At 73.9% G+C, this 23518-nt stretch carries 22 protein-coding genes; 12 read left to right on the top strand and 10 right to left on the bottom strand.

Annotated features, from left to right (window positions below):
• The first annotated feature begins 227 nt into the window (after positions 1 to 227).
• Positions 228 to 506 (top strand): hypothetical protein, encoded by a 279-nt coding sequence (locus HZF07_RS16525; protein ID WP_157343126.1) that lies wholly within the window; start codon positions 228 to 230, stop codon positions 504 to 506.
• Between the two features lie 15 nt (positions 507 to 521).
• Here HZF07_RS16525 and HZF07_RS16530 read toward each other — a convergent pair whose 3' ends face one another.
• Complete coding sequence (locus HZF07_RS16530; protein WP_157343128.1) at positions 522 to 2618, bottom strand: heparinase II/III family protein; 2097 nt, start codon at positions 2616 to 2618, stop codon at positions 522 to 524.
• 94 nt (positions 2619 to 2712) lie between these two features.
• Between HZF07_RS16530 and HZF07_RS16535 the strand changes: the two genes are divergently transcribed.
• The 4 genes from HZF07_RS16535 (at position 2713) to HZF07_RS16550 (ending at position 6347) form a co-directional block, all read left to right on the top strand.
• Complete coding sequence (locus HZF07_RS16535) at positions 2713 to 3243, top strand: gamma carbonic anhydrase family protein (RefSeq protein ID WP_157343130.1); 531 nt, start codon at positions 2713 to 2715, stop codon at positions 3241 to 3243.
• The gene (locus HZF07_RS16540; RefSeq protein WP_181645281.1) at positions 3240 to 4001 is read left to right on the top strand and encodes a crotonase/enoyl-CoA hydratase family protein; all 762 of its coding nucleotides are present in this window, start codon (positions 3240 to 3242) and stop codon (positions 3999 to 4001) included. The genes HZF07_RS16535 and HZF07_RS16540 overlap by 4 nt, the downstream gene beginning before the upstream one ends.
• Positions 4002 to 4107: 106 nt before the next feature.
• Positions 4108 to 4986 carry an AAA family ATPase gene (locus HZF07_RS16545; protein ID WP_157343132.1) on the top strand — a complete coding sequence of 293 codons (879 nt, stop codon included), beginning with the start codon at positions 4108 to 4110 and terminating at the stop codon, positions 4984 to 4986.
• Positions 4983 to 6347 carry a vWA domain-containing protein gene (locus HZF07_RS16550; RefSeq protein WP_157343134.1) on the top strand — a complete coding sequence of 455 codons (1365 nt, stop codon included), beginning with the start codon at positions 4983 to 4985 and terminating at the stop codon, positions 6345 to 6347. Before HZF07_RS16545 ends, HZF07_RS16550 begins: the two co-directional genes overlap by 4 nt.
• Positions 6348 to 6357: 10 nt before the next feature.
• Here the strand turns inward: HZF07_RS16550 and HZF07_RS16555 are convergent, their stop codons facing one another.
• The 5 genes from HZF07_RS16555 to HZF07_RS16575 all read right to left on the bottom strand — a co-directional run bounded on the left by HZF07_RS16555 (position 6358) and on the right by HZF07_RS16575 (position 11544).
• Positions 6358 to 7020 (bottom strand): PGAP1-like alpha/beta domain-containing protein, encoded by a 663-nt coding sequence (locus tag HZF07_RS16555; protein ID WP_157343136.1) that lies wholly within the window; start codon positions 7018 to 7020, stop codon positions 6358 to 6360.
• A 51-nt stretch (positions 7021 to 7071) separates the two neighbouring features.
• The gene (locus HZF07_RS16560; RefSeq protein WP_157343137.1) at positions 7072 to 8466 is read right to left on the bottom strand and encodes a hypothetical protein; all 1395 of its coding nucleotides are present in this window, start codon (positions 8464 to 8466) and stop codon (positions 7072 to 7074) included.
• Positions 8463 to 8834, bottom strand: coding sequence for a hypothetical protein (locus tag HZF07_RS16565; protein ID WP_157343139.1), 372 nt, complete (start codon positions 8832 to 8834; stop codon positions 8463 to 8465). Before HZF07_RS16565 ends, HZF07_RS16560 begins: the two co-directional genes overlap by 4 nt.
• Before the next feature lie 76 nt (positions 8835 to 8910).
• Entirely contained in the window at positions 8911 to 10080 is a 1170-nt protein-coding gene (locus HZF07_RS16570) for a pyridoxal phosphate-dependent aminotransferase (RefSeq protein ID WP_157343140.1), read from the bottom strand.
• 9 nt (positions 10081 to 10089) lie between these two features.
• Positions 10090 to 11544, bottom strand: coding sequence for an FAD-binding protein (locus tag HZF07_RS16575; RefSeq protein WP_157343143.1), 1455 nt, complete (start codon positions 11542 to 11544; stop codon positions 10090 to 10092).
• A 34-nt stretch (positions 11545 to 11578) separates the two neighbouring features.
• On the opposite strand from HZF07_RS16575, the gene HZF07_RS16580 reads away from it, so the two are divergent.
• Both HZF07_RS16580 and HZF07_RS16585 read left to right on the top strand, forming a co-directional pair.
• Positions 11579 to 12520 (top strand): redoxin domain-containing protein, encoded by a 942-nt coding sequence (locus HZF07_RS16580; protein ID WP_157343145.1) that lies wholly within the window; start codon positions 11579 to 11581, stop codon positions 12518 to 12520.
• 74 nt (positions 12521 to 12594) lie between these two features.
• Positions 12595 to 14109, top strand: coding sequence for a potassium/proton antiporter (locus HZF07_RS16585; protein ID WP_181645282.1), 1515 nt, complete (start codon positions 12595 to 12597; stop codon positions 14107 to 14109).
• Between the two features lie 10 nt (positions 14110 to 14119).
• Here the strand turns inward: HZF07_RS16585 and HZF07_RS16590 are convergent, their stop codons facing one another.
• The 3 genes from HZF07_RS16590 to HZF07_RS16600 are packed head-to-tail and all read right to left on the bottom strand — an operon-like array spanning position 14120 to position 15153.
• On the bottom strand, positions 14120 to 14620 hold the full coding sequence (locus HZF07_RS16590; RefSeq protein WP_157343147.1) for a LytR C-terminal domain-containing protein: 501 nt from the start codon (positions 14618 to 14620) through the stop codon (positions 14120 to 14122).
• Entirely contained in the window at positions 14620 to 14916 is a 297-nt protein-coding gene (locus HZF07_RS16595; RefSeq protein WP_181645283.1) for a type II toxin-antitoxin system VapB family antitoxin, read from the bottom strand. The genes HZF07_RS16590 and HZF07_RS16595 overlap by 1 nt, the downstream gene beginning before the upstream one ends.
• A 48-nt stretch (positions 14917 to 14964) precedes the next feature.
• Positions 14965 to 15153: a hypothetical protein gene (locus HZF07_RS16600; protein WP_157343149.1), complete on the bottom strand. Its 189-nt coding sequence runs from the start codon at positions 15151 to 15153 to the stop codon at positions 14965 to 14967.
• 105 nt (positions 15154 to 15258) lie between these two features.
• On the opposite strand from HZF07_RS16600, the gene HZF07_RS16605 reads away from it, so the two are divergent.
• Positions 15259 to 15708, top strand: a complete 450-nt coding sequence (locus HZF07_RS16605; RefSeq protein WP_181645284.1) for a nuclear transport factor 2 family protein — start codon at positions 15259 to 15261, stop codon at positions 15706 to 15708.
• Between the two features lie 143 nt (positions 15709 to 15851).
• Here the strand turns inward: HZF07_RS16605 and eccCa are convergent, their stop codons facing one another.
• A complete protein-coding gene (gene eccCa / locus HZF07_RS16610) occupies positions 15852 to 19835 on the bottom strand; it encodes a type VII secretion protein EccCa (RefSeq protein ID WP_309504800.1) in 3984 nt (1327 codons plus the stop codon).
• An 84-nt stretch (positions 19836 to 19919) separates the two neighbouring features.
• Between eccCa and HZF07_RS16615 the strand changes: the two genes are divergently transcribed.
• The 4 genes from HZF07_RS16615 (at position 19920) to eccD (ending at position 23517) form a co-directional block, all read left to right on the top strand.
• Positions 19920 to 21290 (top strand): ubiquitin family protein, encoded by a 1371-nt coding sequence (locus HZF07_RS16615; RefSeq protein WP_157343151.1) that lies wholly within the window; start codon positions 19920 to 19922, stop codon positions 21288 to 21290.
• A 123-nt stretch (positions 21291 to 21413) separates the two neighbouring features.
• A complete protein-coding gene (locus HZF07_RS16620; protein WP_157343153.1) occupies positions 21414 to 21731 on the top strand; it encodes a WXG100 family type VII secretion target in 318 nt (105 codons plus the stop codon).
• A 29-nt stretch (positions 21732 to 21760) separates the two neighbouring features.
• Positions 21761 to 22057, top strand: a complete 297-nt coding sequence (locus HZF07_RS16625; RefSeq protein ID WP_157343155.1) for a WXG100 family type VII secretion target — start codon at positions 21761 to 21763, stop codon at positions 22055 to 22057.
• A gap of 110 nt (positions 22058 to 22167) precedes the next feature.
• Positions 22168 to 23517: a type VII secretion integral membrane protein EccD gene (gene eccD, locus HZF07_RS16630; protein ID WP_157343157.1), complete on the top strand. Its 1350-nt coding sequence runs from the start codon at positions 22168 to 22170 to the stop codon at positions 23515 to 23517.
• The last annotated feature ends 1 nt before the right edge of the window (position 23518 follow it).

Here is a 23518-nt window from a genome sequence, read left to right on the forward strand (position 1 = left end):
TCTTGCTTGCGGATCCCGCACATGAGAATCGGCGTGCAAGCGGGGACGTCTAGCAGGTGCAAGGCGGAAGGTGCCCCCGCTGAAAGGACCGGCATGACCTGCGCGTTTGCATTTCTGTTGATCGCCCGCCATCACGAAGCCCCGTCCGCGGACGGGGCTTCGTGCATCCCGGGGTCGCCGCCGCCGACCGAGCCCGTTGTCGGTGGTCGCCGCTAGCGTCCGACGTCGTGGACGAGCAGACGAGAGCGAGGCGGGTCGACAACCTGATCCCGTGGCGGGTCGACGTGGCCCACCGCTGGAGCCACGAGGCGCTGATGCTGCGCGCCGAGCAACGACGGCGAGCAGGCCTCCCCAACGGGGAGGAGATGGACGCGCGGCTGGACCGGTGGCTGGCGGAGCTGGAGCGCGACGGCACGGTCGTCGACTACGACCTGGCCCGCGGGTTCGTCTACGTCGCCCGACGGCCGGAGATCGACACCGACCTGATCCACGCGACGGGGGACTGAGTCCCCCTCTCGGGCCTACCGCTCGAGAGCGGCCGCGGGGCGCACGACGTAGGTGCGGGCCGGGGCGCGCGACGGGAGCACCCGGTCGCCACCGAGGTAGGTGGTCCGGATCCGGTAGCGGCCGGCGGACAGGTGGGGCATCCGCACCTCGGCCCTGCCGTCGTGCAGGCGCCGGTAGCGGGTGCGGTCGCCGACACGCACCCGCACCCAGCCGTGGGCGGTCACCCGGCTGGCGGCGGTGACGCGGACCGCGAGCGCATCGGCTCCGGGCTCCATGCGGGCCCGCGTGCGCGACGGGCTGCGCACGTCCTCGACGGTCGCACCGGTGCTGGAGAAGCCGATGCGGACGACCCGGTGGTCGAGGCGGATGTCGAGCAGCCGGCGATCCCCGGTGTCCATGGTGCGCAGGAGCTGCACGTCCTCGGGGCCACGGGCCGCGAACCGCGGCACGATCACGGTGGTCATCCGCACCTGGCGGTCGGTCCGCCGGGCGACCAGCGTCGGCGCGGCGACGAACTCATTGGTCCGCGGGCTGCGCCAGCCGAGCATCGGCGAGGTCTGACCCGTGGTGACCGTCAGTCGAGGGCAGTCGTCGGACCACAGCAGCGTGACGTCGGCGCCGGGGCCCTCGGTGTCCGCGCGGCCGCAGCCGGTGGTGACCAGCCGGTCCGCGCCGAGCTGCCAGCGCTGCAGGACCGAGCGTCGCGTGGGCTGCGAGACCTGGTCGTCGACGACGAGCAGGTGGACGCCCTTCGCGTGCACCATCGTGCGCTGCCAGGTCGCGCCCCGGTAGACGCCGCTCTGCACGGTGACGAGGTCGGCCGCGTCGGTGCCGCTGGCCGCGATCAGCGGGCTGGCGACCGTGCGGTCGTAGTCGCGCCCGGCGATGCCGATCGCGTTGTGCGCCTTGTCCGAGAGCACGTACGCGCGCTCGCGCCCACCAGCGCCGCCCCAGAGCCCCGGCTGCCACAGCAGCTGGCTGCCGTAGGCGAAGAAGCCGACGGCGCCGGCGTCCTCGTGGCCGTGGATCGCCGTGGTCTTCGGCGCCCCGAAACGGATGGAGGCCAGGCTCTGCTGGTTGGCGGCCTCGGTGTCGAACCAGCCGGACCGGGAGAACGCGTAGCCACGCTGGAAGACAGCGAACGTCCGGTCGGGTCGCGGCCCGGACCGCCCACCGGACGCGGCGTACTCCGCGACGGTGCCGGGGACCGAGGTCGCGCGCTGCTCCGCGGAGGTGTCGCCGAAGGCGACCATGTTGCCGTCGGGCTGCGTGGCGTGCGCCATCAGGTCGGGCATCGCGTCGATCCGGTCCAGCTGGGGGAAGCGCGGCAGCCCGCACCGGTCGAGTCGGGTGCCGAGCTGGAGGTACCACCGGTGGTTGAGCGTCTGGTAGAGCACCGAGCCCTCGTTGGTGACGCCCTCGGCGTCGACGGCGATCTCGAGGAGCTGCTGCGCCCGCTGCACGGCGAGGTCGCGCCACGCCGGGACGTTGAGCGAGCAGCCGAGGGCGAGCAGGCCGAGGTTCTGGTAGAGCCCGTGGTTGCCGTTGCTGGCGTAGCGGGTGGGGTCGGAGAGCATCTGGGCGTGCGTCTGGATCGCCGCGGTCAGCCAGTCCGGCTCGGTGACGTAGGTCGCCGCGAGGCACACCAGGCCGATGGCGCGGAAGCCGTCGGCCATGTCGTACCAGGAGAAGCGCGACGGGGGCGCGTCGACCGGGTTGTCCACGACCCAGTCGCGGACCAGGGCGGCGTACCGGTCGAGCATGTCCTGGTTGTTGGTGGCGAGGCCGACGCGGCGCAGCGGGTCGAGCCAGTGCAGGGAGTGGTACTGGAAGACCCAGTTGGAGTTCTGGAACGGGTCCTCGGTCCAGTCCGGGTCCGGCGGCATCGTCCAGGGGCCGTACGGCGTGATCGTCATCCGGCCGGCCATCAGGTCCGCCGCGCGGTCCGCGTCGCGATCGGTCGGCGTGTAGTTGTCGCCCATGCACTGCGGGTCGGTGCGCGGATCCCCGATCGGCACGGTCGACTCGGCGCCGGCCGGGGCCGCGATCGACCCCACGCCGCCCGCCGACAGGCAGAGCGCGATCACCACACCTGCCGCCAGCGCGCGCACGTCCTACCCCCCGCCTTGCTTCCGAGTCAGCAGAGAGACGGTAACCCGCGCCCCTCCGTTACGAGCATCGACGGGTCCGGTCGAGAATGAAGGAATGCCACTCTTCGAGTTCGAGGGCAAGCGCCCCGTCGTCCACCCCGACGCCTTCGTCGCGCCGACCGCCACCCTCATCGGCGACGTGACCGTCGAGGCGGGCGCCAGCATCTGGTACGGCGCGGTGCTGCGGGCCGACATCTGCACGATCGTGGTGCGCGAGGGCGCGAACGTGCAGGACAACTCCGTCCTCCACGCCGCCCCCGGCGAGACCCTCGTCGTGGGCCGCAACGCCACCGTGGGCCACGGCTGCATCGTGCACTGCGGCGAGGTCGGCGAGCAGGCGCTCGTCGGCAACGGCTCGACCCTGCTCGACCACGCCGTCGTCGGCCCGGGCACGCTCGTCGCGGCCGGCTCGGTCGTCACGCCGGGGACGCAGCTGCCCGGCGGCATGGTCGTCACCGGCATCCCGGCCAAGCCCACGAAGCCGATCGAGGGCACCTCGTCGCAGCTCTGGGTCGAGCAGAACCCGCCGTACTACCAGGAGCTCGCCCGCCGGCACGCCGCCGCGACCGCCGAGGTCGGGCGGTGAGCGTCCGGGTCGAGGTCGACGGCCCGGTCACGACCGTCGTCATCGACCGCCCGGAGGCCCGCAACGCCGTCGACGGGCCGACGGCCGCCGCCCTGGCGGAGGCGTTCCGTGCCTTCGACGCCGACGCGTCCCAGAGCGTCGCCGTGCTCCACGGCGCCGGCGGCACGTTCTGCGCCGGCGCCGACCTGAAGGCGATCGGCACCGAGCGCGGCAACCAGGTCACCGAGCGCGGCGACGGGCCCATGGGTCCGACCCGGATGCGGCTGTCGAAGCCCGTGATCGCCGCGATCGACGGGTACGCCGTCGCCGGCGGCCTCGAGCTGGCGCTCTGGTGCGACCTGCGCGTCGCGGGCGGCGACGCCATGCTCGGCGTCTTCTGCCGCCGGTGGGGCGTGCCGCTCATCGACGGGGGCACGGTGCGGCTGCCGCGGCTGGTCGGCGCCAGCCGCGCGATGGACCTCGTGCTCACCGGCCGCCCGGTCGACGCGTGGGAGGCCGAGCGGATCGGCCTGGTCAACCGCGTCGTCCCCGCCGGCCACGCGCTCGCCGAGGCTCAGGTGCTCGCCCGCTCCCTGGCCGAGCTGCCGCAGACCTGCCTGCGCCAGGACCGGCTCTCGCTGCTGGAGCAGGACGGTCTCGACGAGGCGGAGGCGATGGCCAACGAGCTGCGCCACGGGATGGTCTCGCTCGGCGACGGCGCGATCGAGGGTGCGGCGCGGTTCGCGGATGGCGCAGGACGGCACGGCGAGCAGGCCTGACCCCAGGTCCGGAGGCGGGCCGCGCCCGGGCCCCCAGACCCGGGCGCGGCGGCCTCGTCACCCGGACAACGGACGAACGTGCCTAGGGGTACGCGAGGATGGGCGCATGCCGCAGCCGAGCCCCTGGTTCACCTCGCCCGCCGACGCCGTCGACCGCCTGGCCGCGTCCGGCTACCTCGCCGACGAGGCGACCGCGACCACGGCCTACCTCGCGGGTGCGCTGGAGAAGCCGCTGCTCGTCGAGGGGCCGGCGGGGGTCGGCAAGACCGAGCTCGCCAAGGCGGTCGCCCGGGTCACGGGGGCAGAGTTGGTGCGGCTCCAGTGCTACGAGGGTCTCGACGAGGCACGCGCGCTCTACGAGTGGAACTACAAGAAGCAGCTGCTCCGCATCCAGGCGTCGCAAGGCTCCGACCAGTCCTGGTCGGCCACGCACGACGACATCTTCACCGACGAGTTCCTGCTGACCCGGCCGCTGCTGACCGCGATCCGGCGGGACGAGCCGACCGTGCTGCTGGTCGACGAGGTCGACAAGACCGACGTCGAGGTCGAGGGCCTGCTGCTCGAGGTGCTGTCGGACTTCCAGGTGACGATCCCGGAGCTCGGCACGGTGGCCGCGCTACGCCGACCCTTCGTGGTGCTCACGTCCAACGCCTCCCGCGAGCTGTCGGAGGCCGTCAAGCGCCGCTGCCTCTACCTGCACCTCGACTACCCCGACGCCGCGCGCGAGCTGCAGATCGTCAGCTCGCAGGTGCCCGACCTCGAGGACCGCATCGCCGGTCGCCTGGTGGAGACCGTGGGCCGGTTGCGCGACCTGGACCTGAAGAAGGCGCCGTCGATCGCGGAGTCCGTCGACTGGGCCCGCACGCTGGTCGCGCTGGAGATCGGCGAGCTCGACGAGAAGGCGGTCGCCGACACGCTCGGGGTGGTCCTCAAGCACGTCTCCGACCAGGAGAAGGCGATCAAGGAGCTGCGACTCCGGTCATGAGTGGTCTCGTCGATCGCCACATCTCCTTCCTGGAGGCGCTCCGCGCCGCCGGGATGTCGGTGTCGCTCGCCGAGGACCTCGACGCGGTAGCCGCGCTGTCGGCCGTCGCCTGGGACCGCCGCGAGGTCGTGCGCACGGCGTACGCCGCGACGCTGGTCAAGAAGCAGTCGCAACGCCCGACGTTCGACACGCTCTTCGACGTCTACTTCCCGCGCATGGTCGGCGACGGGGTCGCGCGCGAGCAGGAGCCGGACGCCGACCGGGTGCAGGACAACGCAGCGGCGCTGGCGGCGTTCCGCGACGACCTCGTCGACGGGCTCGCCGAGGGTGACCGGCAGGCGATGCTGGACCTCGCCGCGGAGATGCTCGCCCGCTTCGGCGCGATGCCGGGCCGCGGCCCGGGTCTGTCGTCCTGGTCGGCCTACACCGCCCTGCAGCGGGTCTCGCCGCAGGAGCTGGTCGACCGGATCGCCCAGGCCCTGCAGGTCGACCGACCGCTCGAGGACGCGCGGGTCGAGGCCCGCCGCCGCGTCGGCGAGCTGACGGGTCTCGTCGAGGCGGACGCCCGCCGCCGGATCGCGGAGGAGAAGGGCCCCGAGCACATCGCCCAGGTCGCGGTGCGGCCCTCCATCGACCGGCTCGACTTCACCGCGGCGCGCAAGAGCGACCTCGAGCAGATGGGGCGCGAGATCTACCCGCTGGCGCGGCGGCTCGCGACCCGGCTGACCCAGGAGCACCACGCCCGGCGGCGGGGGCCGCTGGACTTCCGGCGCACCGTCCGCGCCTCGATCTCCACCGGCGGCGTCCCGCTCGTGACCCACCACAAGCCCAAGCGCCCCCACCGGACCGAGCTGGTCGTCCTCTGCGACGTCAGCGGGTCGGTGGCCAGCTTCGCTCAGTTCACGCTGCTGCTGGTCTACGCGCTGCGCGAGCACTTCGCCTCGGTCCGCGCCTTCACGTTCATCGACCACGTGCACGAGGTCACCCACCACTTCCGCCCCGGCGCCGACCCCGGCGACGTGCTCGCCGACCTCGCCGCCAGCACCGCGCACGCCGCGCTGTGGGGACGCACCAACTACGGCCGGGCGCTGACGAAGTTCGAGGAGTCCTACGCCGACGCGCTGGGTCCCAAGTCGTCCCTGTTGATCCTCGGCGACGCCCGCTCCAACTACGCCGACCTGCACGTCGACGTGCTCCAGCGGCTGGCCGGCTCGGCCAGGCATTCCTGGTGGCTCAACCCCGAGCACCGGCGGCACTGGGACACCGGCGACTCCGCGGCGTCCAGGTACGGCGCGGTCGTGCCGATGGTCGAGTGCCGCAACCTCACCCAGCTCGGCGGGTTCGTGCACGACATCCTGTGACCCGTCCGCGTCAGGAGAGGTAGCTCAGCTCACGCAGGTCCTCGATGGCACGCACCAGGTCGGGGTGGTCGGAGGCATCGGCGAGGCGCGCGCCGGCGACGTAGCGCTCGGCCGCGGTCGCCGAGTCGCCGCCGTCGAAGACCACGGTGAGGCGGTTGCCGGCGCCCGCGTTGACCACGGAGCCGAGGAGGGCGCCGAGGTCGGTGCGCTCCTCGAGGCAGAGCATCCGGGCCTGGGCCGGCACCCGGGGCACGAACGCTCCCGCCGCGCCGACGGTGACGATCCGGTCGACGTCGAAGAGCTGCGACTCCGCCATCGCGGCGACGTCGAGTGCCACCGCGCCGCCCTCGCCGTGGCCGACCAGCAGCACCCGCGCGGGGGCGTCGCGGTTGGCGCTGACAGCGGTCTCGATCGCCCGCGCGGCGCGCTCGGCGTAGGTGAGCTGGACGGCGCCGACCGCCCGCAGCTGCGTGCCGGACACGCCGCGCGGACCGGGCAGGTGGACGACGTACGCCGACAACCCCACCCGCTCCACGGTCACCGCACGGGTGGTGGCGAACAGCGCGCTGACGAGCTCGGCGAGCCCGCCCGGCTGCGGTGCCTCCTCCGCGACCGCCGGTCCGAGGTCGACCACCGAGGTCTCCGGGCCGGGCGGCCCTGTCTGGTGCTGCATCCGAGGACCCCCGTCCTGATCTCCGGGTCCCGTGCCCGAGAGCGTTGCGGCCTAACCTTCCCGCGGGTGGCGGGTGATCTGGAAGACCTGGCTGGTCGTCGCGTCCGCGCCGCTCAGGAAGCCGCGGTCGTGCAGGCCCGCGACGTGCTCGGCGACCGAGGTGCTCGTGGCTGCGTCGACGGCGGCCGCGCCGGCGACGTACTGCGCGTAGTCGTGCCGGGTCCCGATCGTCTCCGCCGGCTCGCCACTGTCCAAGACGACGGTCGTCTGCGCGACGGAGTCGGGGTTGTCGGCGCCGTCGGTGAGCGGCACGACGTCGCCCCGCTGCTCCAGCGACAGCACGTGCACCCCGTCCGGGTAGCCGCCCACCTGCGCGGTCGGCGAGCCGGCGGTGACGACGTCGGAGATCGCGAAGCCCGTGCGATGCGCGGCGAGCGCCGCGGCCTCCATCCCGCCGAGGGAGTGCCCGACCAGCAGCACCGGCTCGCCGGGGCGGATGCCGGCGTCGTGCATGGCCTGCAGGATGCCGCGCTGGTACGCCGTGAGGTGCCCGGCCGCCGAGTGGAGGTCCTCCCCGGCGTCGCGCACGTCCTCGTCCTGCGTCCACGGCAGCGTCGCGATGTCGTCGGTGCCCGGGAGGTAGACGACGTGGCGCACCCGGTCGGAGCCCGGGTCCAGGGTCTGCACCTCGATGGTGCCGTTGCCCGACGAGTCGGCCCCGACCGACAGGGCGGCCACCTCCCGCAGGTGGCGGACGACGTCCGCGACCGAGCGCGGCGGCGTCCCGCCTGCCGGCACGGACAGGTCGGGCCGGGTGTGCACGACCGGGCGGCCGTCGTCGTACAGCGCGGCGAGCAGCTGGGTCGCCTGGCGTCCGCCGAGCGCCAGCGCCGGGACGCCCGCGGCGCCGGCGAGCGCCCCACCGCCCCCGTTGACGACGTGCTGGACGACCCCCGGGTGGTCGAGCACCCAGCCCTGCAGGCGGTCGTCGAGCCGCTCCCGTGCCTCGGGCGGGAGCACGGCCACCGTCGCCACGAGCGCCGGTGCGACGGCCCGGACGGTGATGCCGACAGCCGCTCCCAGCCGCCGGTCCAGCTCGTCGATCGCCGCGTCGGCGAGCGCGTCGCTCGCCCGGAGGCCCTGGAGCGCGGCGCGCACGAGGAGCGCGTCGGTCTCCCACGAGGCGGCGGCGCTCACCAAGGTCCCACCCGCCGCCGCGAGCGCGGCCTGTGCCTCGGCGAACGTCACCGGCGCGAGCGCGGCCGTGCCGAGGAGGTCGCCGTCGGCCGCGGCGGCGGTGTCGTGCCCGGCCAGCTCGAGCAGACGAGCCGCAGCGGTCTCGAAGTCGCCGGCCATGGCGCCCACGGCGTCGTAGCGTGCCGCCAGCCCGGCGCTGCCACCGGTGACCTCGATGATCCGCGGGCCGCGGGGGTCCGCGGTGGTCACGGGAGGAGCCCGACCGTGTGGTCGGCGACCGCCTGCGCCACCGCCCCGGCGGTGTCCGCGACCTGCCCCGCGGTGTCGGCCGCGGTGTCGACGACCTCGTCCACGATGCTCGCGAGGAGCGCCAGCGCGGCGTCGACGGCGTCGGCGTGCTCGACCAGCGCCTCGCCGGCGTCGTCATGCAGGTCGGCGGCGCGCAGGAGCGCCGCGATCCGCCAGGCGGCGTGGGCGCGCATCGCGTCGGCGGCCGCACCCTGCCACGGCACGGCGGCGACGCGGCGGTGCAGGTCGGTGGCCGTGGCCCTGATCTCGGCGGCCCGCTCGGCGAGCTCGGCCGCCAGGTGCCGCACGGCACCGGTGTCGACGAACATCGTGATCCCCCGTTCTGCGGTCCGCGCGTCGGGCCGCGTGGGAGGAGGGTCGCCGGGATCGGGAGGTGGAGAAACCTCAGCGGTCGAGGGCTGTGGACAACCGCTCGAGCGCCTCCTCGATCTCGGCGCCCGGACCCGCGAAGCTCATCCGCACGAAGCGCGGCCCGTCGACGGTGTCGAAGTCGACCCCCGGCGCCATCGCGACCCCGGTGCGCGCGAGCACGTCGTGGCAGAACGTCATGGTGTCGTCGGTGAGGTGCCCGACGTCGGCGTAGACGTAGAACGCGCCGTCCGCCGGCGCGAGCTCGGTGACACCGAGCCGGGGCAGCCCGTCGAGCAGGAGGCGGCGGTTGGCGGCGTAGCGCGTGACGTGGCCGTCGAGCTCGGCGTACGACGCGTCGTCGAACGCCGCGAGGCACGCGCGCTGGGCGAGCACCGGCGGGCAGATCGTGAAGTTGCCGGTGAGCACGTCCACCGCGCGGCGCAGCCGGTCGGGGACGAGCATCCAGCCGATGCGCCAGCCGGTCATGGAGAAGTACTTGCTGAAGCTGGAGAACACCACGGCCTCCCGACTGGTCTCCCACGCGCTGCGCGCCAGGTGCGGGCTGGCGTACTCGATGCCGTGGTAGATCTCGTCGGAGATCAGCTGGATGCGCGCGGCCTCGCAGTGCGCCGCGAGCGCGGCCAGCTCGCTCGGGAGCAGCATCGTGCCGGTGGGGTTGGCCGGGCTGGCGACGACCAGGCCCGCGACGTCGCCGAGACCGCGCAGCTGGTCGACGGTCGGCTGGAAGCGGGTCTCCGGCCCGGTCGGGATCTCGACCACCTCGCAGCCCAGCGCGGTCAGCACGTTGCGGTAGCAGGGGTAGCCGGGACGCGCCATCGCCACCCGGTCGCCGACCTCGAACGCGGCGAGGAACGCCAGCAGGAACCCGCCGCTGCTCCCGGTCGTCACCACGACCTCGTCGGGGTCCACCTCGATCCCGTGCGCCCGCCGGTGGTGGGCGGCGATCGCCTCGCGCAGCGGCAGGATCCCCGTGGCCGGCGTGTAGCCGAGCGCGTCGCCGGAGTCGAGGAGCCGCTTGGCCTCCTCGCGCACCGGCACCGGCGCGCCGGTCATCGGCTGCCCCGCCAGCAGGTTGAGCAGGTCGCCGTGCGTGCGCTGCCGCGTGGTCGCCGCCGCCAGCAGGTCCATCACGTGGAAGGGCGGCACGTTCGCCCGCGACGCCACCCGGAAGCGGTCGGTCATGGGGCGAGGCTACGCGTGCGCCGCGGCGTGCCGACCCGCGCGGCGCCCGAAGAACGACCCCTCGCCGAGCTGGGTGCCGGAGCAGTAGCCCTTGCCGTCCTGGGCGATGTTGGACGCGCACGCCCCGGCGGCGTACAGGCCGGGGATCGCCGAGCCGTCGGGCCGCAGCGCCTCCCCGTCGACCGAGACGCGGATGCCGCCGAGCGTGAAGCCGGCGTAGACCGCCTTGCCGAGCCGCAGGTCGAAGACCGCCCACGGGCCGGTGTCCTGCGGGGCCAGCCACTCGGCGGCCTTGTGGAAGTCGAGGTCCTCGCCGGCGGCGGCCATCTTGTTGTAGCGCTCGAGCGTCGCCGCGACCGACCCGGCCGGCAGCCCGAGCGACGTCTCCAGCTCGTCGATCGTCTCGAAGCCGTCGAGCAGCGGCACCAGCGGGAACTTCGGGTACTCCACGTGCGCGCTGTCGACGATGAGGTACGCCGTGTGGTCGGGCTGCTCCATCACGAACTGCGACGTGCGCGAGTGGTAGCAGTCCTCGGCGACGAACCGCTCGCCGCGGTTGTTGACGATGAAGCCGGTCATCAGGGACGAGGGCGGGTAGAACGGCGCGGTGATGAACGGCTCGTCCATGTGCTTGAGCTCCGCGCCGGCCGAGGCGCCCAGCCGGATGCCGAGCCCGTCGTCGTAGGTCGACCCGAGCGTGAACGGCTTCTCCGCCAGCGACGGCGTGTACGCCGCGACCATCTCCGGGTTCATCACGAAGCCGCCCGCAGCGACGACGACCGCCGACGCCGCGATCACGCCGGTGGTGTCGAAGCGGCGCCAGGCCAGGCCCACGACGGCGCCGTCGTCGGCCACCACGAGGTTCGTCGCGCCGGTCTCGTAGCGGACCTCGACCCCGGCCTCCTCGACCCGCGCGCGGAGCAGGTCCATCACCATCCTGGTGCCCTCGGTGTCGCCGGGCACGGGCACCTTGTGGCCGCGCGGTGCCGGGGTTGCCTGCTCCTTGAACGGCCAGACCTTCTCGTTGCCGGTGAACATCAGGCCCTGCGTCCCCGGCTGGATCACCGCCTTCTCGGGGTAGTAGGACCGCTCGAACTCGAAGCCCAGCGCCTCGAGCCACCCGAAGTGCTCGACCGAGCCGTCGCAGTACGCGCGGATCTTGTCGTGCTCGGGCTCCTTGGACACCGCGACCAGGTAGTCGTACATCGCGTCGGCAGTGTCGTCCCACCCGGTCGCCTGCTGCACGGCCGTGCCGCCGCCGAGGTAGAAGTGGCCGCCGGACATGGCCGACGTCCCGCCGTGCACGGCGGCGCGCTCGAGCAGCAGGACCCGCGCCCCCGCGCGCGCCGCCTCCAGGGCCGCGCAGCCTCCCGCGATGCCGAAGCCGACCACGACGACGTCGTACCGCTCGGCGTCCGCGGGGAGGGCGGAGGCGGGGAGGACGTCGGGGGTCGCGGTCGTCATGACCCAAATCTAGAACAAGTTCCAGTTTCGTGCGATGCTGACCGGCGTGCTGACCCTCATCGACGCGGACGGTCGCGAGCACGAGGTCGTGGCCAAGGACGTCGGCCTGTGCTGGGGCGACGTCTGCATCCCGAACGCCGGGCCGGACGACCTCGAGGAGTGGGCGGCCCGGGCCGGCTACGTGCTGGCCCGCGACGGCGACGTCGTTGCGATCGCACCCTCCGCCGAGACCCACCACCGGGAGGCCGCGGGCGGCCGGGCGCCCGAGCTGACGCTGCGCGACGTCGACGGCAACGAGGTGTCCTTCGACGACTTCTCCGGCCACAAGCGGGTGCTCGTCACCTGGGCCTCCTGGTGCGGGTGCCGCCACGAGCTCGGCGGCTGGCAGCGGCTCCAGGACGAGCTCGCCGACGCGGGTCTGAGGCTCTTCTCGGTCGCCCTCGACGCCGATCCCGAGGACAGCCGCCCGTGGATCGAGGCCGCCAGCCCGTCGTACCCGGTCGCCGTCGACACCGCCCACGTGACGGCCGAGAGGTACGGCATCACCAACGTCCCGTCGGTGGTGTGGGTCGACGAGGACGACCGGATCGTGAAGCCCCCGACGATCGCCCCGGGCGACGACCAGTTCGTCGAGTTCACGCAGATCGCGGCCGACCGGCACCACGACGCGCTGCGGGCGTGGGTGCGCGACGGCGAGCTGCCCCCGAGCGCCGCGGCGACGACGCCCGAGCGCACCGACGACGAGCAGCGCGCACTGGCGCACCGGCGGATCGCCGCCCATCACCAGCGTGCCGGGCGCACGGAGCAGGCGCTGGCCCAGCTGGCGCTCGCGCAGGAGCTCGCGCCCTGGGACTGGACGGTCCGTCGGGGCGGCATCGCGATGACCGGCGGCGACCCCTTCCTCGGCGAGGAGTTCACGTCGTTCTGGGAGGAGTGGGACGCCTCCGGACGTCCCGGGTACACCCCGACGACCTGACACGGGCCGCTCGCGGGCCGGCGGCCGCCGATAGACTCCTGGCCCGCCGCCCCGACAGATCGCCGAGGTGACCCGTGACGTTCGACGTCCACGAGCTCGACACGTTCGTGCTGGTGGGCTCTGCGGTCACACTGCTGGCGATCCTCGCGGTGCGCGCCTTCGCCGGCGTGGGCCTCCCCAGCCTGCTGATCTACCTGCTCATGGGTGTCGCGCTCGGGGAGAAGGGCCTCGGCGTCGAGTTCGAGAACGCCGAGGTCGCGCACGCGCTCGGCTTCATCGCGCTCGCCGTGATCCTCGCCGAAGGTGGCCTGACCACCACGTGGCGCGAGATCCGGCCGGTGATCCGGCTCGGAGCGTCCCTGGCGACCCTCGGCGTCGCGGTCTCGGTGGGCATCGTCGCCCTCGCCTCGCACTACCTGCTGGGCCTGTCCTGGGAGGTCTCGGTGCTGCTCGGTGCCGTCACCTCCCCGACCGACGCGGCCGCGGTGTTCTCCGTGCTGCGCCGGGTCCCGCTGCCGCGGCGACTCACCGGCACCTTGGAGGCGGAGTCCGGCCTCAACGACGCGCCCACGGTGGTGCTGGTGACGCTGGTGTCCACCGGCGCGGTCGACGAGCACGGGTTCCTCGCGATGGGCGGGATCATCGTCTACGAGCTCGCGATCGGCATCGCGCTCGGCCTGGCCGCCGGGTTCGGCGGCGCCTGGGTGATGCGCCGCGCCGCGCTGCCGTCGTCCGGCCTCTACCCCCTCTCCGTGCTGACCCTGGCGTTCCTCGCGTACGGCGGGGCCGCGGCCGTCCACGGCTCCGGCTTCGCGGCGGTCTACGTCGCGGCGCTCGTGCTCGGCAACACCGAGCTGCCCCACCGGGCGGCCACCCGCTCGTTCGCGGAGGGCGTCGCGTCGCTGGCGCAGATCGGTCTCTTCGTGATGCTCGGCCTGCTGCTCTCGCCGGGCCGGATCACCCTCGAGACCGTCGGCCTGGCGCTCGCCGCCGGCCTGGTGCTCACGTTCGTCGCGCGACCGATCTCGGTGCTCGTCAGCGCCGTCGTGCAGCCGATGCCCTGGCGGGAGCTGGGGTTCCTGTCCTGGGCCGGCCTGCGCGGCGCGGTCCCGATCGTGCTCACCACGATCCCGCTCGCGGAGGGCGTCGAGGACGCGACCGATCTCTTCGACCTGGTCTTTGTGATGGTCGTCATCTACACCCTGCTCACCGGCCCGACCCTCCCCGCGGTCGCCAAGGTGCTCAAGGTGACCCGGCGGTCCGAGCCGCGCGGGCTGGAGGTCGAGGCGGCGCCGCTCGAGAGGATCGCCGCGGACCTGCTCCAGGTGACGATCAGCCCGGTCTCGAAGATGCACGGCGTCGAGGTCGGCGAGCTGCGGCTGCCGACCGGCGCGTCGGTCTCGATGGTGATCCGCGAGGGCAGGACGATCGTCCCCGAGCGCCGCACGGTGCTCCGGCACGGCGACGACCTGCTCGTGGTGACGCCCCGCAAGCTGCGCGAGCGCACCGAGGAGCGACTGCGTCAGGTCAGCGCCCACGGCCGGCTGGCGCAGTGGCTGGGCGACCGCTCGCGTCGTACGCCGCGCTGAGGGTGCCGGCTCAGTCGACGGCCGGGCCGCAGACGGTCGCGGCCTCGGCGACCTCGACGTACCGCTCGCCCTCGCCGGGCCGTCCGAAGTCCTTGCCGACCACGACGGTCACGCCGGGGCCGAGCCCCTCGCGCCGCTCGATGTCGACGTCGCCGAGGTAGCTCGCGACCAGTCGCACCGCCGGGCCGGCCGGCTCGGTGCTCCAGATCGCGACCTCCCCCACCTTGGTGCGCGCGGCGTCGCCGGTCCGGCCCTCCGCGAACCCGGCGTCCTCGAGGTCGCGCATGGTGCGCCCGGCCAGGCCCGAGCGGTCGCTGGCGTTGTAGACGCTGACCGTCACCTGCTGCGGGTAGAGCCGGTCGCCCGCCTCGACCTCGGTGTCCACGCACACGGGTCGGTCGACCTTCGCGGGCAGCGAGTCGGTGGCGGCGTTCCAGCCCCAGACGGCCGCGAGGGCGACGAGCACGGCGAGCACCACGAGCGTGATCGTGGTGCGCACCGTCTCGGGCATCAGTCCTCCATCGTGTGCACGCGTGCGTGCAGGACCAGCCGTTGCTGGAGGGCGGCGCGCAGGGCCCGGTGCAGGCCGTCCTCGAGGTAGTACTCGCCGCGCCACTCGACGACGTGCGCGAAGAGGTCGCCGTAGAACGTCGAGTCCTCGTCGAGGAGCGCGTTGAGCTGGAGGGTGTCCTTGGTCGTGACCAGCTGGTCGAGGCGGACCTGGCGCGGCGGCACCGAGGCCCAGTCGCGCGCGGTCATCCCGTGGTCCGGGTACGGCCTCCCGACGCCGACGCGCTTGAAGATCACGCCGCGACTATAACGACGCGACCCCAGCCCCCGCCGGTCGCGCGAGGGTCAGGCCGACCAGCGCACCGCTTCGTCGAAGTGGTCGGCCAGGGCGTGCACGCCCTTGAGGTCGGCGCGCTCGTCCATGAGGGCGGTGAGGGCCGCGGCGTGGCGCACCCGCAGCTGCGCGCGCTGCTCGGCGACGCGGTCGGAGGCCGTCGTCGGCTGGCTGGTCTGGGATCCCGTCTGCTCGGTCATGGCCCCAGGTTGGATCGTTCACATCGACGGCAGGTTGACGGCGCGTTACATCCACGTCAAACCTCGTGCTGTCCGCCGCCGGAAAACTAGAATACGTTCTAGTTCGTGGACGACATCACCGCGATCAGCCAGCTGAAGTACCGCTACCTCCGCACCCTGGACACCAAGGACTGGGACGGGTTCCGCGACTGCTTCCTCCCCGACGCCACCGGCGACTACAACGGCCTCGTCTTCGCCGACCGGGACGCGTTGGTGAGCTACATGAAGGAGAACCTCGGCGAGGGCCTGCTCACCATGCACCAGGTCCACCACCCCGAGATCGAGGTCGACGGCGACGCCGCCACGGCCCGCTGGTACCTCCAGGACAAGGTGATCGTGCCGGCGTTCTCGTTCATGCTCGAGGGTGCCGCCTTCTACTCCGACCGCTACGCGCGGACGCCGGACGGCTGGCGGGTGGCGCACACGGGCTACCGGCGTACGTTCGAGATCACCTACGACCTGGCCGACCTCCCCGGCACCCAGGTCAAGGGGCCCGGCGAGCACACGCACGTCTGAGCGTCGGGCGCGTCTCGTGTGCGGCCGCCGGCGTTTCATCAAGGGATGAGGGTCAACATGCGCTTCCCTGCACGAGCTCGGCGAGGGAAGCGCGGCTTCGCCTGCATCCCTTGATGAAACCGCAGCGGCGCCGACAACCCACCTCACAACGTCGGCGGGCACCACGCCGTCTGCACGACCTCGACGCCGCGATCGCGGCTGACCAGCCGGCCGCGACCGGGAGGGGCCGGCTGCGGCTTCTGGTTGCCGAAGAGCGGCCCCTCGTCGGGGTTGCCGGAGAGCAGCAGGCCGGGCATCGCCAGGTCGCGCAGCGACTGGATGATCGGCTCGTAGAGCGCCCGCGAGGCGCCACCGGAGCGGCGCGCGACCACGACGTGCAGGCCGACGTCACGGGCCTGCGGCAGCAGCGGCGCCAGCACGTGCAGCGGCGAGCCCTGCTGGGTCGACACCAGGTCGTAGTCGTCGACGATCACGAAGACCTCGGCGCCGGTCCACCACGACCGGTTGCGCAGCTGCTCGGGGGTGACGTCGGGGCCGGGCAGCCGGCCCTGCAGGTACGCCGCCAGGTCGCGCAGCGTCGGCTCGGCCTGGGTCGCGGAGGTGAGGTAGTCGAGCAGGTACTCCTCGGGCACCTCGCCCAGCAGCGAACGCCGGTAGTCGACGACCACGAGCTGGGCCTCGCTGGCCGCGCGGGTGCGCATCACCTCGTGCGCGTAGCCGCGCAGCAGCGCGCTCTTGCCCGACTGGCCGTCGCCGAAGACCAGCAGGTGCGGCTCGGCGTCGACGTCGAGCCCGACGGCGGCGAGGTCGCTCTCGTTGACCCCGAGCAGCACCCGCCGGTCGCCGCCGGCCGGCGCGGCCAGGGCGCGCACCTCGTCGAGGCTGATCTGCTCGGGCAGCAGCCGCAGCTTGGGCCCGGTCTCGCCGCTCCAGGCGGCCGACACCTGCTTCACCAGGTCCTCGACGCCGTCGCCGAGCGTCTCCGCGTCCGAGCCGCCGTCGATGCGCGGCAGCCCGGCGAGGAAGTGCAGGCCGCCGGGCACCAGCCCGCGGCCCGGGCGGCCCGCCGGGACCAGCGCCGCGACCTTGCGGTCGACCTCGGAGTCCATCGGGTCGCCGAGGCGCAGCTCCAGCCGGGTCCCGATCAGGTCCCGCATCGCCGCCCGGAAGTCCGCCCAGCGCGCGGCGCCGACCACCACGTGCAGGCCGAAGGTGAGGCCGCGGCCGCCGAGCTGCTGGATCTCGGCCTCGAGGTCGTCGAAGTCCGCGCGCAGCGTGCTCCAGCCGTCGACGACGAGGAAGACGTCGCCGTACCCGTCGTCGGCGCGCCCGGCCGCGCGGCGGGAGCGGTAGGTCTCGATCGAGTCGATCCCCTGGCTGCGGAAGTAGCTCTCGCGCCGGTCGACGATGCCGCGGACCTCGGCGACGATCCGGCGTACGACGTCCGGCTCGGCGCGGCTGCCGACACCGGAGACGTGGGGGAGATCGGCGAACGACGCGAACGTGCCGCCGCCGAAGTCGAGCACGAAGAACTGCGACTCCTGCGGCGTCGTGGTGAGCGCGATGCTGGCCACGATCGTGCGCAGCACCGTGCTCTTGCCGCTGCGCGGCCCGCCGACGACGGCCGCGTGGCCACCGGAGCCGGACAGGTCGATGGTGAGCACGTCGCGCCGCTGCTCGCGCGGCCGGTCGATCGTGCCGAGCGGCACGACGAGGCCGCCCTGCGCGCGCCACGTCGGCGAGACCAGGCCCAGCCGCGGGTCGGCGGTGAGGTCCGGCATCAGGTCGTCGAGGGAGTCGGGGCGGTCGAGCGGCGGCAGCCACACCTGGTGCGCCGCAGGCCCCTGACCCGCCATCTGGCGCACGGCGATCGCGAACAGCGACTCGCCCTCGCCGGCCGGCGCGGCGACGGGCTCGGGCTGCGGTGCCGGGTCGGGCAGCTCGAGGCTCTGGACCTCCGCGACCGTGAACGGCAGGATGCCGCGGACGTGGCCGCCCTCGTCGCGGCGTACCAGCACCTGGCTCGCGGGCGGCCCGGAGACGTAGGCGGACTTGAAGCGCAGCAGCGTCGTCGGGTCGGGCTTGAGGTAGCCGAGCCCCGGGTCGGGCGGGAGCTCGTAGGCGTCCGGTACGCCGAGCACCGAGCGGGACTCGGTGGCGCTGAACGTGCGCAGACCGATGCGGTAGGAGAGGTGTGACTCGAGGCCGCGGAGGCGACCCTCCTCGAGGCGCTGCGAGGACAGCAGCAGGTGGAGGCCGAGCGAGCGGCCGAGCCGGCCGATCGCCACGAAGAGGTCGATGAACTCCGGCTTGGCCGAGAGCATCTCGGAGAACTCGTCGACGACGATGAAGAGGGAGGGCAGCGGCGCGAGGTCCTCGCCGGCGACCCGCGCCTTCTCGTAGTCGCGCACCGAGGCGAAGTTGCCGGCCTCGCGCAGCAGCTCCTGACGGCGCACCATCTCCCCGGACAGCGCGTCCTGCATGCGGTCGACGAGCGTGAGCTCCTGCGCCAGGTTGGTGATGACCGCGGAGACGTGCGGCATCTCGGACATGCCCGCGAACGTCGCGCCGCCCTTGAAGTCGACGAGCACCATGTTGAGCTGCTCGGGCGAGTGGGTCATCGCGAGACCGAGCACCAGCGTGCGCAGGAACTCCGACTTGCCGGATCCGGTCGCGCCGATCACCAGTCCGTGGGGGCCCATGCCCTGCTGGGCGGACTCCTTGATGTCGAGGTGGACGACCGAGCCGGCCTCGCCGGTGCCGATCGGCACCCGGAGCCGGTCGCGGGCCGGCCGCGGCCGCCAGGCGGCCGTCGGGTCGAAGGCCTGCACCTCGCCGAGACCGAGCAGCTCCATGAAGTCGCGCGGCCCGGCGAGCTCGCCGGTGGACTCCACCACGCCGGTGGCCATCGCGTGCAAGGGCGTCAGGCGGCGGGCCAGCGCCTCGGCCGTCGGCAGCGGGCAGGCGTCGGCGTGCGCGCGCACCGGCTCCTCGCGCAGCCGCAACGCGAGCACCGGGTAGCGGCCGTCGGCCGCCGCCGCACCGTCGACCTGGATCCGCAGCCGGCTCGCGTCGTCGAGGTCGTCCCACCGGGCCGGCAGGTCGAGGAGCGTCACGCCGTGCAGCCCATCGGGCGGGATCACGTGGTTGCCCGGCGGCAGCTCCCCGCCGTCGACGACGAGCAGCACGTGGGGGGTCGCGGGCCGTTCGTCGGCGCCGAAGCGCGGCCGGTCGGCGAGGTCGGCCGGCAGCAGGGCGGCGAGCTCCGCGAGCGACGTCGACACCATCCGGCGGGCGCCCACCGCGTCGGACTCCCGCCCGCTCTGGGCGTGCGGGAGCCACTTCAGCCAGTCCCACCGGGCCAGGTTCTGCTCCGAGCACAGCACGGCGACCGCGAGGTGCTCCGGTCCGTGGAACGCGGCGGCCGAGCACAGCAGCGACCGGGCGATCGACCGCGCCGGCTCCTCGGCGCCGCAGACCTCGATCCGGTCGAACGCGCGCAGGTCGATGGAGGCGGGGAGGTCGGGCTGGAGGCGGTGCACGACCAGCAGCCGGTGCAGCGCCGAGGCCGCTGCCGGGTCGACCTGGTCGATCGGCGTGCTCTCGGGTGGCACGAGCTCGAGGGCGAGCGGCTGCGCGCAGACGCCGTAGCGCACCTGGAGGAACGCCGGGTCGGAGCCGGTGCGCTCCCAGACCCGCGAGCGCTCGTCGGCGAGCGCGGGCAGCGCGCTGGGGTCGGGGTGCTGCCAGGTCAGGGCGCGCCGCTGCTGGACGGCGGCGTCGCGGGCGATCTTGCGGACGTTGGCCAGGTAGCGCAGGTACTCGGTGCGCGAGCCGGTCAGCTGCTGCGCGCGCTGCTTGCGCTGCCGGTCGATCTGCACGACGACGAAGCCGAGGGTGGCGAAGAGGAACATGCCGGCGGCGATCAGTGCGCGGCCGCCGTTGGCCTTGCCCATCGTGGCGACCAGCACGATCGATCCGAGGCTGCCGAGCATCGGGATGGCGTTCATCAGCACGCCGCTCGCGCCCTCGTGCTGCTCCAGCCGCGGCGGCGGTTGCAGCACCAGCTGGCCCGAGGGCATCTCCGGCGCCTCGGGCCGTGCTCCGCGCAGCGTCGTCGTCGTCACGTCCCCAACCTCCTGATCGATCAGGGAGCAACTACCCCTCTCCGACGCGGTTGACGCCTCGAACTCCGGGGGAAGGTTGACGGCGTGGTGACCAACGCGACCGCCGACCTCGCCGTCAGCGTCCACGGGCCGACCGGGGTGCTCGACCTCGTCGTGCCCGCCGGCGCGGCCGCCGTCGACGTCGCCGAGGCCTATGCCCGCCAGTCGGGGCTCGCCACCATCCCCGCGCTGTGCACCCGGGTGGGTCAGGTGCTGCCGCCCGACGGCCCCCTCGTCCGGCAGGGCGTGCGCTCCGGCGACCTGCTCGTGGCGACTCCGGGGCCGGTCCCCGCGGGACGCCGGCCCAGCCCGGCCGAGCCCGCCCGCGCCGTACGTCGGTCCGGTGCGGCCGCGTCCGGCCCGGCCGCCCTGGCCGGGTGCGCCGGGGTGCTCGCCGGCTGGTGCGCGGCGACCGCCGACGACGAGCGCCTGCGCACGGCGACCGTCGCCGTCCTGGTCGCCGGCGCCCTGGTCGCGCTGCTTCCGTTCGGCCGCGGCATCGGTGCCCGCGCGGTCGCGGCGCCCGCCCTGGCGGCCGGCGCCGCGCTCGCGCTCGCCTGGGACCCTGCCCCGGCGCGGCTGCCCGTCGTGCTCGGCATCTGCGGCCTGGTGGCCGCGGTGGCCGCCGCTGCGGCGCGGGCGCTCTCCCGCGCAGCCGACGAGCCGCTCCAGGCCTGGATCGTCTCCGGCGCCGGACTCTTCGTCATCACCTGGCTGTCGGCCCTGGCGGGCGCGCCGCCGCGGGTGTCGTGGGCGGCGCTGCTGGTGCTGGCGACGCTGGCCGCACGGATCGTGCCCGGCCTCGTCGTCGACGTCCCGGACCAGTACCTCATCGACCTCGAACGACTTGCGGTCACCGCGTGGTCGGCGCGCGACCAGCCGACGGGCAAGCGCGGCCGCACGATGATCCCGCCGGCCGCGGTCGCCGCAGTCGCCTCCCGAGGTGCCCGGCTGCTCACCGCGGCCGCCGCCGCCATCTCGGTGGTCGTGCTCGTCGCCGCGCCGCTGCTGCTCACCACCGCGACGCTCCGGGTCGACCGGATCGGCGCGCGTGTGCTCGTCGGGTGCGCGGGTGCCGCCCTCCTGCTCGCGGCCCGCAGCTACCGCCACCGGGGCGCGCGGTCCCTGCTGCGCGCCGCCGGACTGTGGTGCGGGGCCGTGCTCGTCGTCGCCCTGCTGCCGGTCATGGGGGAGACCGCCGTGCTCACGCTCGCGATCGCCGCGGTGGGCCTCGGCGCCGTGCTCGTCGTCGTCGCGGTCGCGACCGGCCGCGGCTGGCGCTCGGCCTGGTGGTCGCGCCGGGCCGAGGTGGCGGAGGGACTGGTCGGCGCACTGGTCGTGGCGTCGTCGGTCGTGGCCACCGGCTGGTTCCGTCAGCTGTGGGAGATGACGAGCCTGTGGGAACTCAGCAGGTGAGGTTTAGCGCCTAGGGCCTCGGGTAATCGACCGCTGTCCGCTCGGCACGGACCGGGCGATCCATCAGGAGCAACATCTGTCTCGGGCGGCCTGACCGCCGCCACCGGGGGAAGGAGTGGCGTGATGTCTGGCGCAGCAGAGATGGGACAGGGTGAGGGCACACTCACCCGAGCAGCAGGACTGGTCGGCGATGCCAAGGCCGACTTCGAGAGCATGAGCAAGACCCTCGAGGGCCAGATCGCCGGCCTGCAGGGCAAGTGGGCCGGCGCCGGTGGCACCGCCTTCTTCGGCCTCCACCAGGCCTGGACCGAGAAGCAGCGGATCATCACCAACGCCCTCGATGAGTTCGCGGCCTCGCTGACCTCGACCGAGCGCGACAACGTCAGCACCGACGACACCCAGTCCGCCACCTACAGCAAGGTCGCCGGCCGCCTCGGCTGACGGCGACCGGACCGAAGGAAGTGAACGAGATGGCTCTCGACGGGCTCCGCGTCAACCACGCCGGTCTCGAGGCTGCGGCCCAGGACCTCGCCACCACCGTCAAGCAGATCGACGAGAGGCTCAACCGCCTCGAGTCCGAGCTCGCCCCGCTGCGCAGCGACTGGACCGGTAACGCCCAGCAGGCCTACCACGTCGCGAAGACCAAGTGGGACACCGCGATGAAGGACATGAAGGACCTGCTGCAGGACACCAGCATGACCGTGCACCAGTCCAACGCCGACTACAAGGCGGCGGACCAGCGCGGCGCCGCGTCGTTCGACTTCTGAGAGGGGACGCACCAGCACCACGTCACGAACGAGGGGGTCGGCGCGTTGCGCCGGCCCCCTCGTCCTGACCGATCAGGGACAGCACAGATCAGGAAGTAGGGGGAGGGGCGATGACCCAGGCACCGGTGACCGGCTCCGGGCTGGTCCGCGTCACGGTCTCGTCCGGCAGCCGGAGGGTCGACCTCGTGCTGCCCGGCGCCGTGCCGGTCGCCGAGCTCGTGCCCGAGCTCGCCCGCAGCGTCGGGCTGCTCGACCCGGCGACGGTCTACGGCGGCTACCGGCTGGTGACCGCCGAGGGCCGGGAGCTGGCCGGCGACGCCGGCCTCGTCATGCAGGGCGTCGAGGACGGCGGGCTGCTGACGGTCGCGGCCGGCGTCGACGACGAGCCGCCGCGGATCTACGACGACGTCGTCGAGGCGATGACCGACGTCGTCGAGCACGACCTGCGCCCCTGGGAGCCCGCAGCCGGACGCCGTACGGCGCTGTGTGCGGCCGGGCTCCTCATGCTGCTCGGCGCGGTCGCCCTCCTCGTCCAGCGGGGCGCGCTGCTCGCCGGTGTCGCCGCGGTCGTCGTCGCCGCCGCGCTGGTGACCGGCGCGGTCGTCCTCTCCCGCGCCCAGCGCGAGCCGGAGGCGGCGGTCGCCGTCGCCTGGATGGCGGCGGCCTACGCCGCGGTCGCCGGGATCGTGCTCGTCGACCCCGGCTCGCCCGGCACCACACTGCTGGCGTCCGGAGGCGCGGCGCTGGCCGCCGGGCTGGTCGGCCTGCTCGGGCTCGGCGAGGGCCGCCCGCTCCTGCTGCCGCCGATCATCGTCGGCGCGGTCTTCGCGCTCACCGGACTGCTGCTGCGATCCTTCGACCTCGACGCCGCGGTCGTGCTCACCATCGGGCTCGTCGGGGTCGTCGTGGTCGGCAGCCTGGCGCCCTGGATGGCCCTGGGGGCGACGTCGACCTCCGTCGACCAGCTCTTCGAGGTCGCCGACATCACGGCCGAGCCGCGGCCGGTCGACCCGGTCCGGGTGGCGGCCGACGCCCGGCTGGCCCACGAGATCCTCGTCGCCGTCACGGCCACCGTCGGCCTGCTCGTCGTCCTGGTCGCGCCGGTGGCGGTCTCGCTCGGGGTGGTCGGCGCGATCCTCGCGGTGACCTGCTGCGCGGTCGTCATGCTGCGCACCCGCCAGTACCGCACCGGAGCCGAGGTGCTCGTCGCTCTCGCCGCCGGCATCGTGGGCCTGCTCGCCACCGCCGGCGCCGCGCTCTGGCTGCACCCGGACTGGCGCCCGACCGTCGCGGTCCTGCTCGCCGGCACCGGTGCCCTGCTGCTCGCGGTCACCCTGCTGCCGGTGGCCCCGTCGGTGCGCCGCGGACGCCTCGGCGACGTGGCCGAGGCCGTCGCGCTCCTCGCCCTGCTGCCGCTGCTCCTGGTGGCGGTGGGCGTCTTCTCCGCGATCCGCGGCTGAC

The organism is Nocardioides agri, assembly GCF_013778305.1.
Taxonomy (GTDB): domain Bacteria; phylum Actinomycetota; class Actinomycetes; order Propionibacteriales; family Nocardioidaceae; genus Nocardioides; species Nocardioides agri.

Excerpts from the sequence above, each read along its gene's own strand:
- HZF07_RS16535 (WP_157343130.1), top strand. The coding sequence starts at position 2,713 with ATGCCACTCTTCGAGTTCGAGGGCAAGCGCCCCGTCGTCCACCCCGAC.
- HZF07_RS16545 (WP_157343132.1), top strand. The coding sequence starts at position 4,108 with ATGCCGCAGCCGAGCCCCTGGTTCACCTCGCCCGCCGACGCCGTCGAC.
- HZF07_RS16550 (WP_157343134.1), top strand. The coding sequence starts at position 4,983 with ATGAGTGGTCTCGTCGATCGCCACATCTCCTTCCTGGAGGCGCTCCGC.
- HZF07_RS16555 (WP_157343136.1), bottom strand. The coding sequence starts at position 7,020 with ATGCAGCACCAGACAGGGCCGCCCGGCCCGGAGACCTCGGTGGTCGAC.
- HZF07_RS16565 (WP_157343139.1), bottom strand. The coding sequence starts at position 8,834 with ATGTTCGTCGACACCGGTGCCGTGCGGCACCTGGCGGCCGAGCTCGCC.
- HZF07_RS16570 (WP_157343140.1), bottom strand. The coding sequence starts at position 10,080 with ATGACCGACCGCTTCCGGGTGGCGTCGCGGGCGAACGTGCCGCCCTTC.
- HZF07_RS16575 (WP_157343143.1), bottom strand. The coding sequence starts at position 11,544 with ATGACGACCGCGACCCCCGACGTCCTCCCCGCCTCCGCCCTCCCCGCG.
- HZF07_RS16580 (WP_157343145.1), top strand. The coding sequence starts at position 11,579 with ATGCTGACCGGCGTGCTGACCCTCATCGACGCGGACGGTCGCGAGCAC.
- HZF07_RS16590 (WP_157343147.1), bottom strand. The coding sequence starts at position 14,620 with ATGCCCGAGACGGTGCGCACCACGATCACGCTCGTGGTGCTCGCCGTG.
- HZF07_RS16600 (WP_157343149.1), bottom strand. The coding sequence starts at position 15,153 with ATGACCGAGCAGACGGGATCCCAGACCAGCCAGCCGACGACGGCCTCC.
- HZF07_RS16620 (WP_157343153.1), top strand. The coding sequence starts at position 21,414 with ATGTCTGGCGCAGCAGAGATGGGACAGGGTGAGGGCACACTCACCCGA.
- HZF07_RS16625 (WP_157343155.1), top strand. The coding sequence starts at position 21,761 with ATGGCTCTCGACGGGCTCCGCGTCAACCACGCCGGTCTCGAGGCTGCG.
- eccD (WP_157343157.1), top strand. The coding sequence starts at position 22,168 with ATGACCCAGGCACCGGTGACCGGCTCCGGGCTGGTCCGCGTCACGGTC.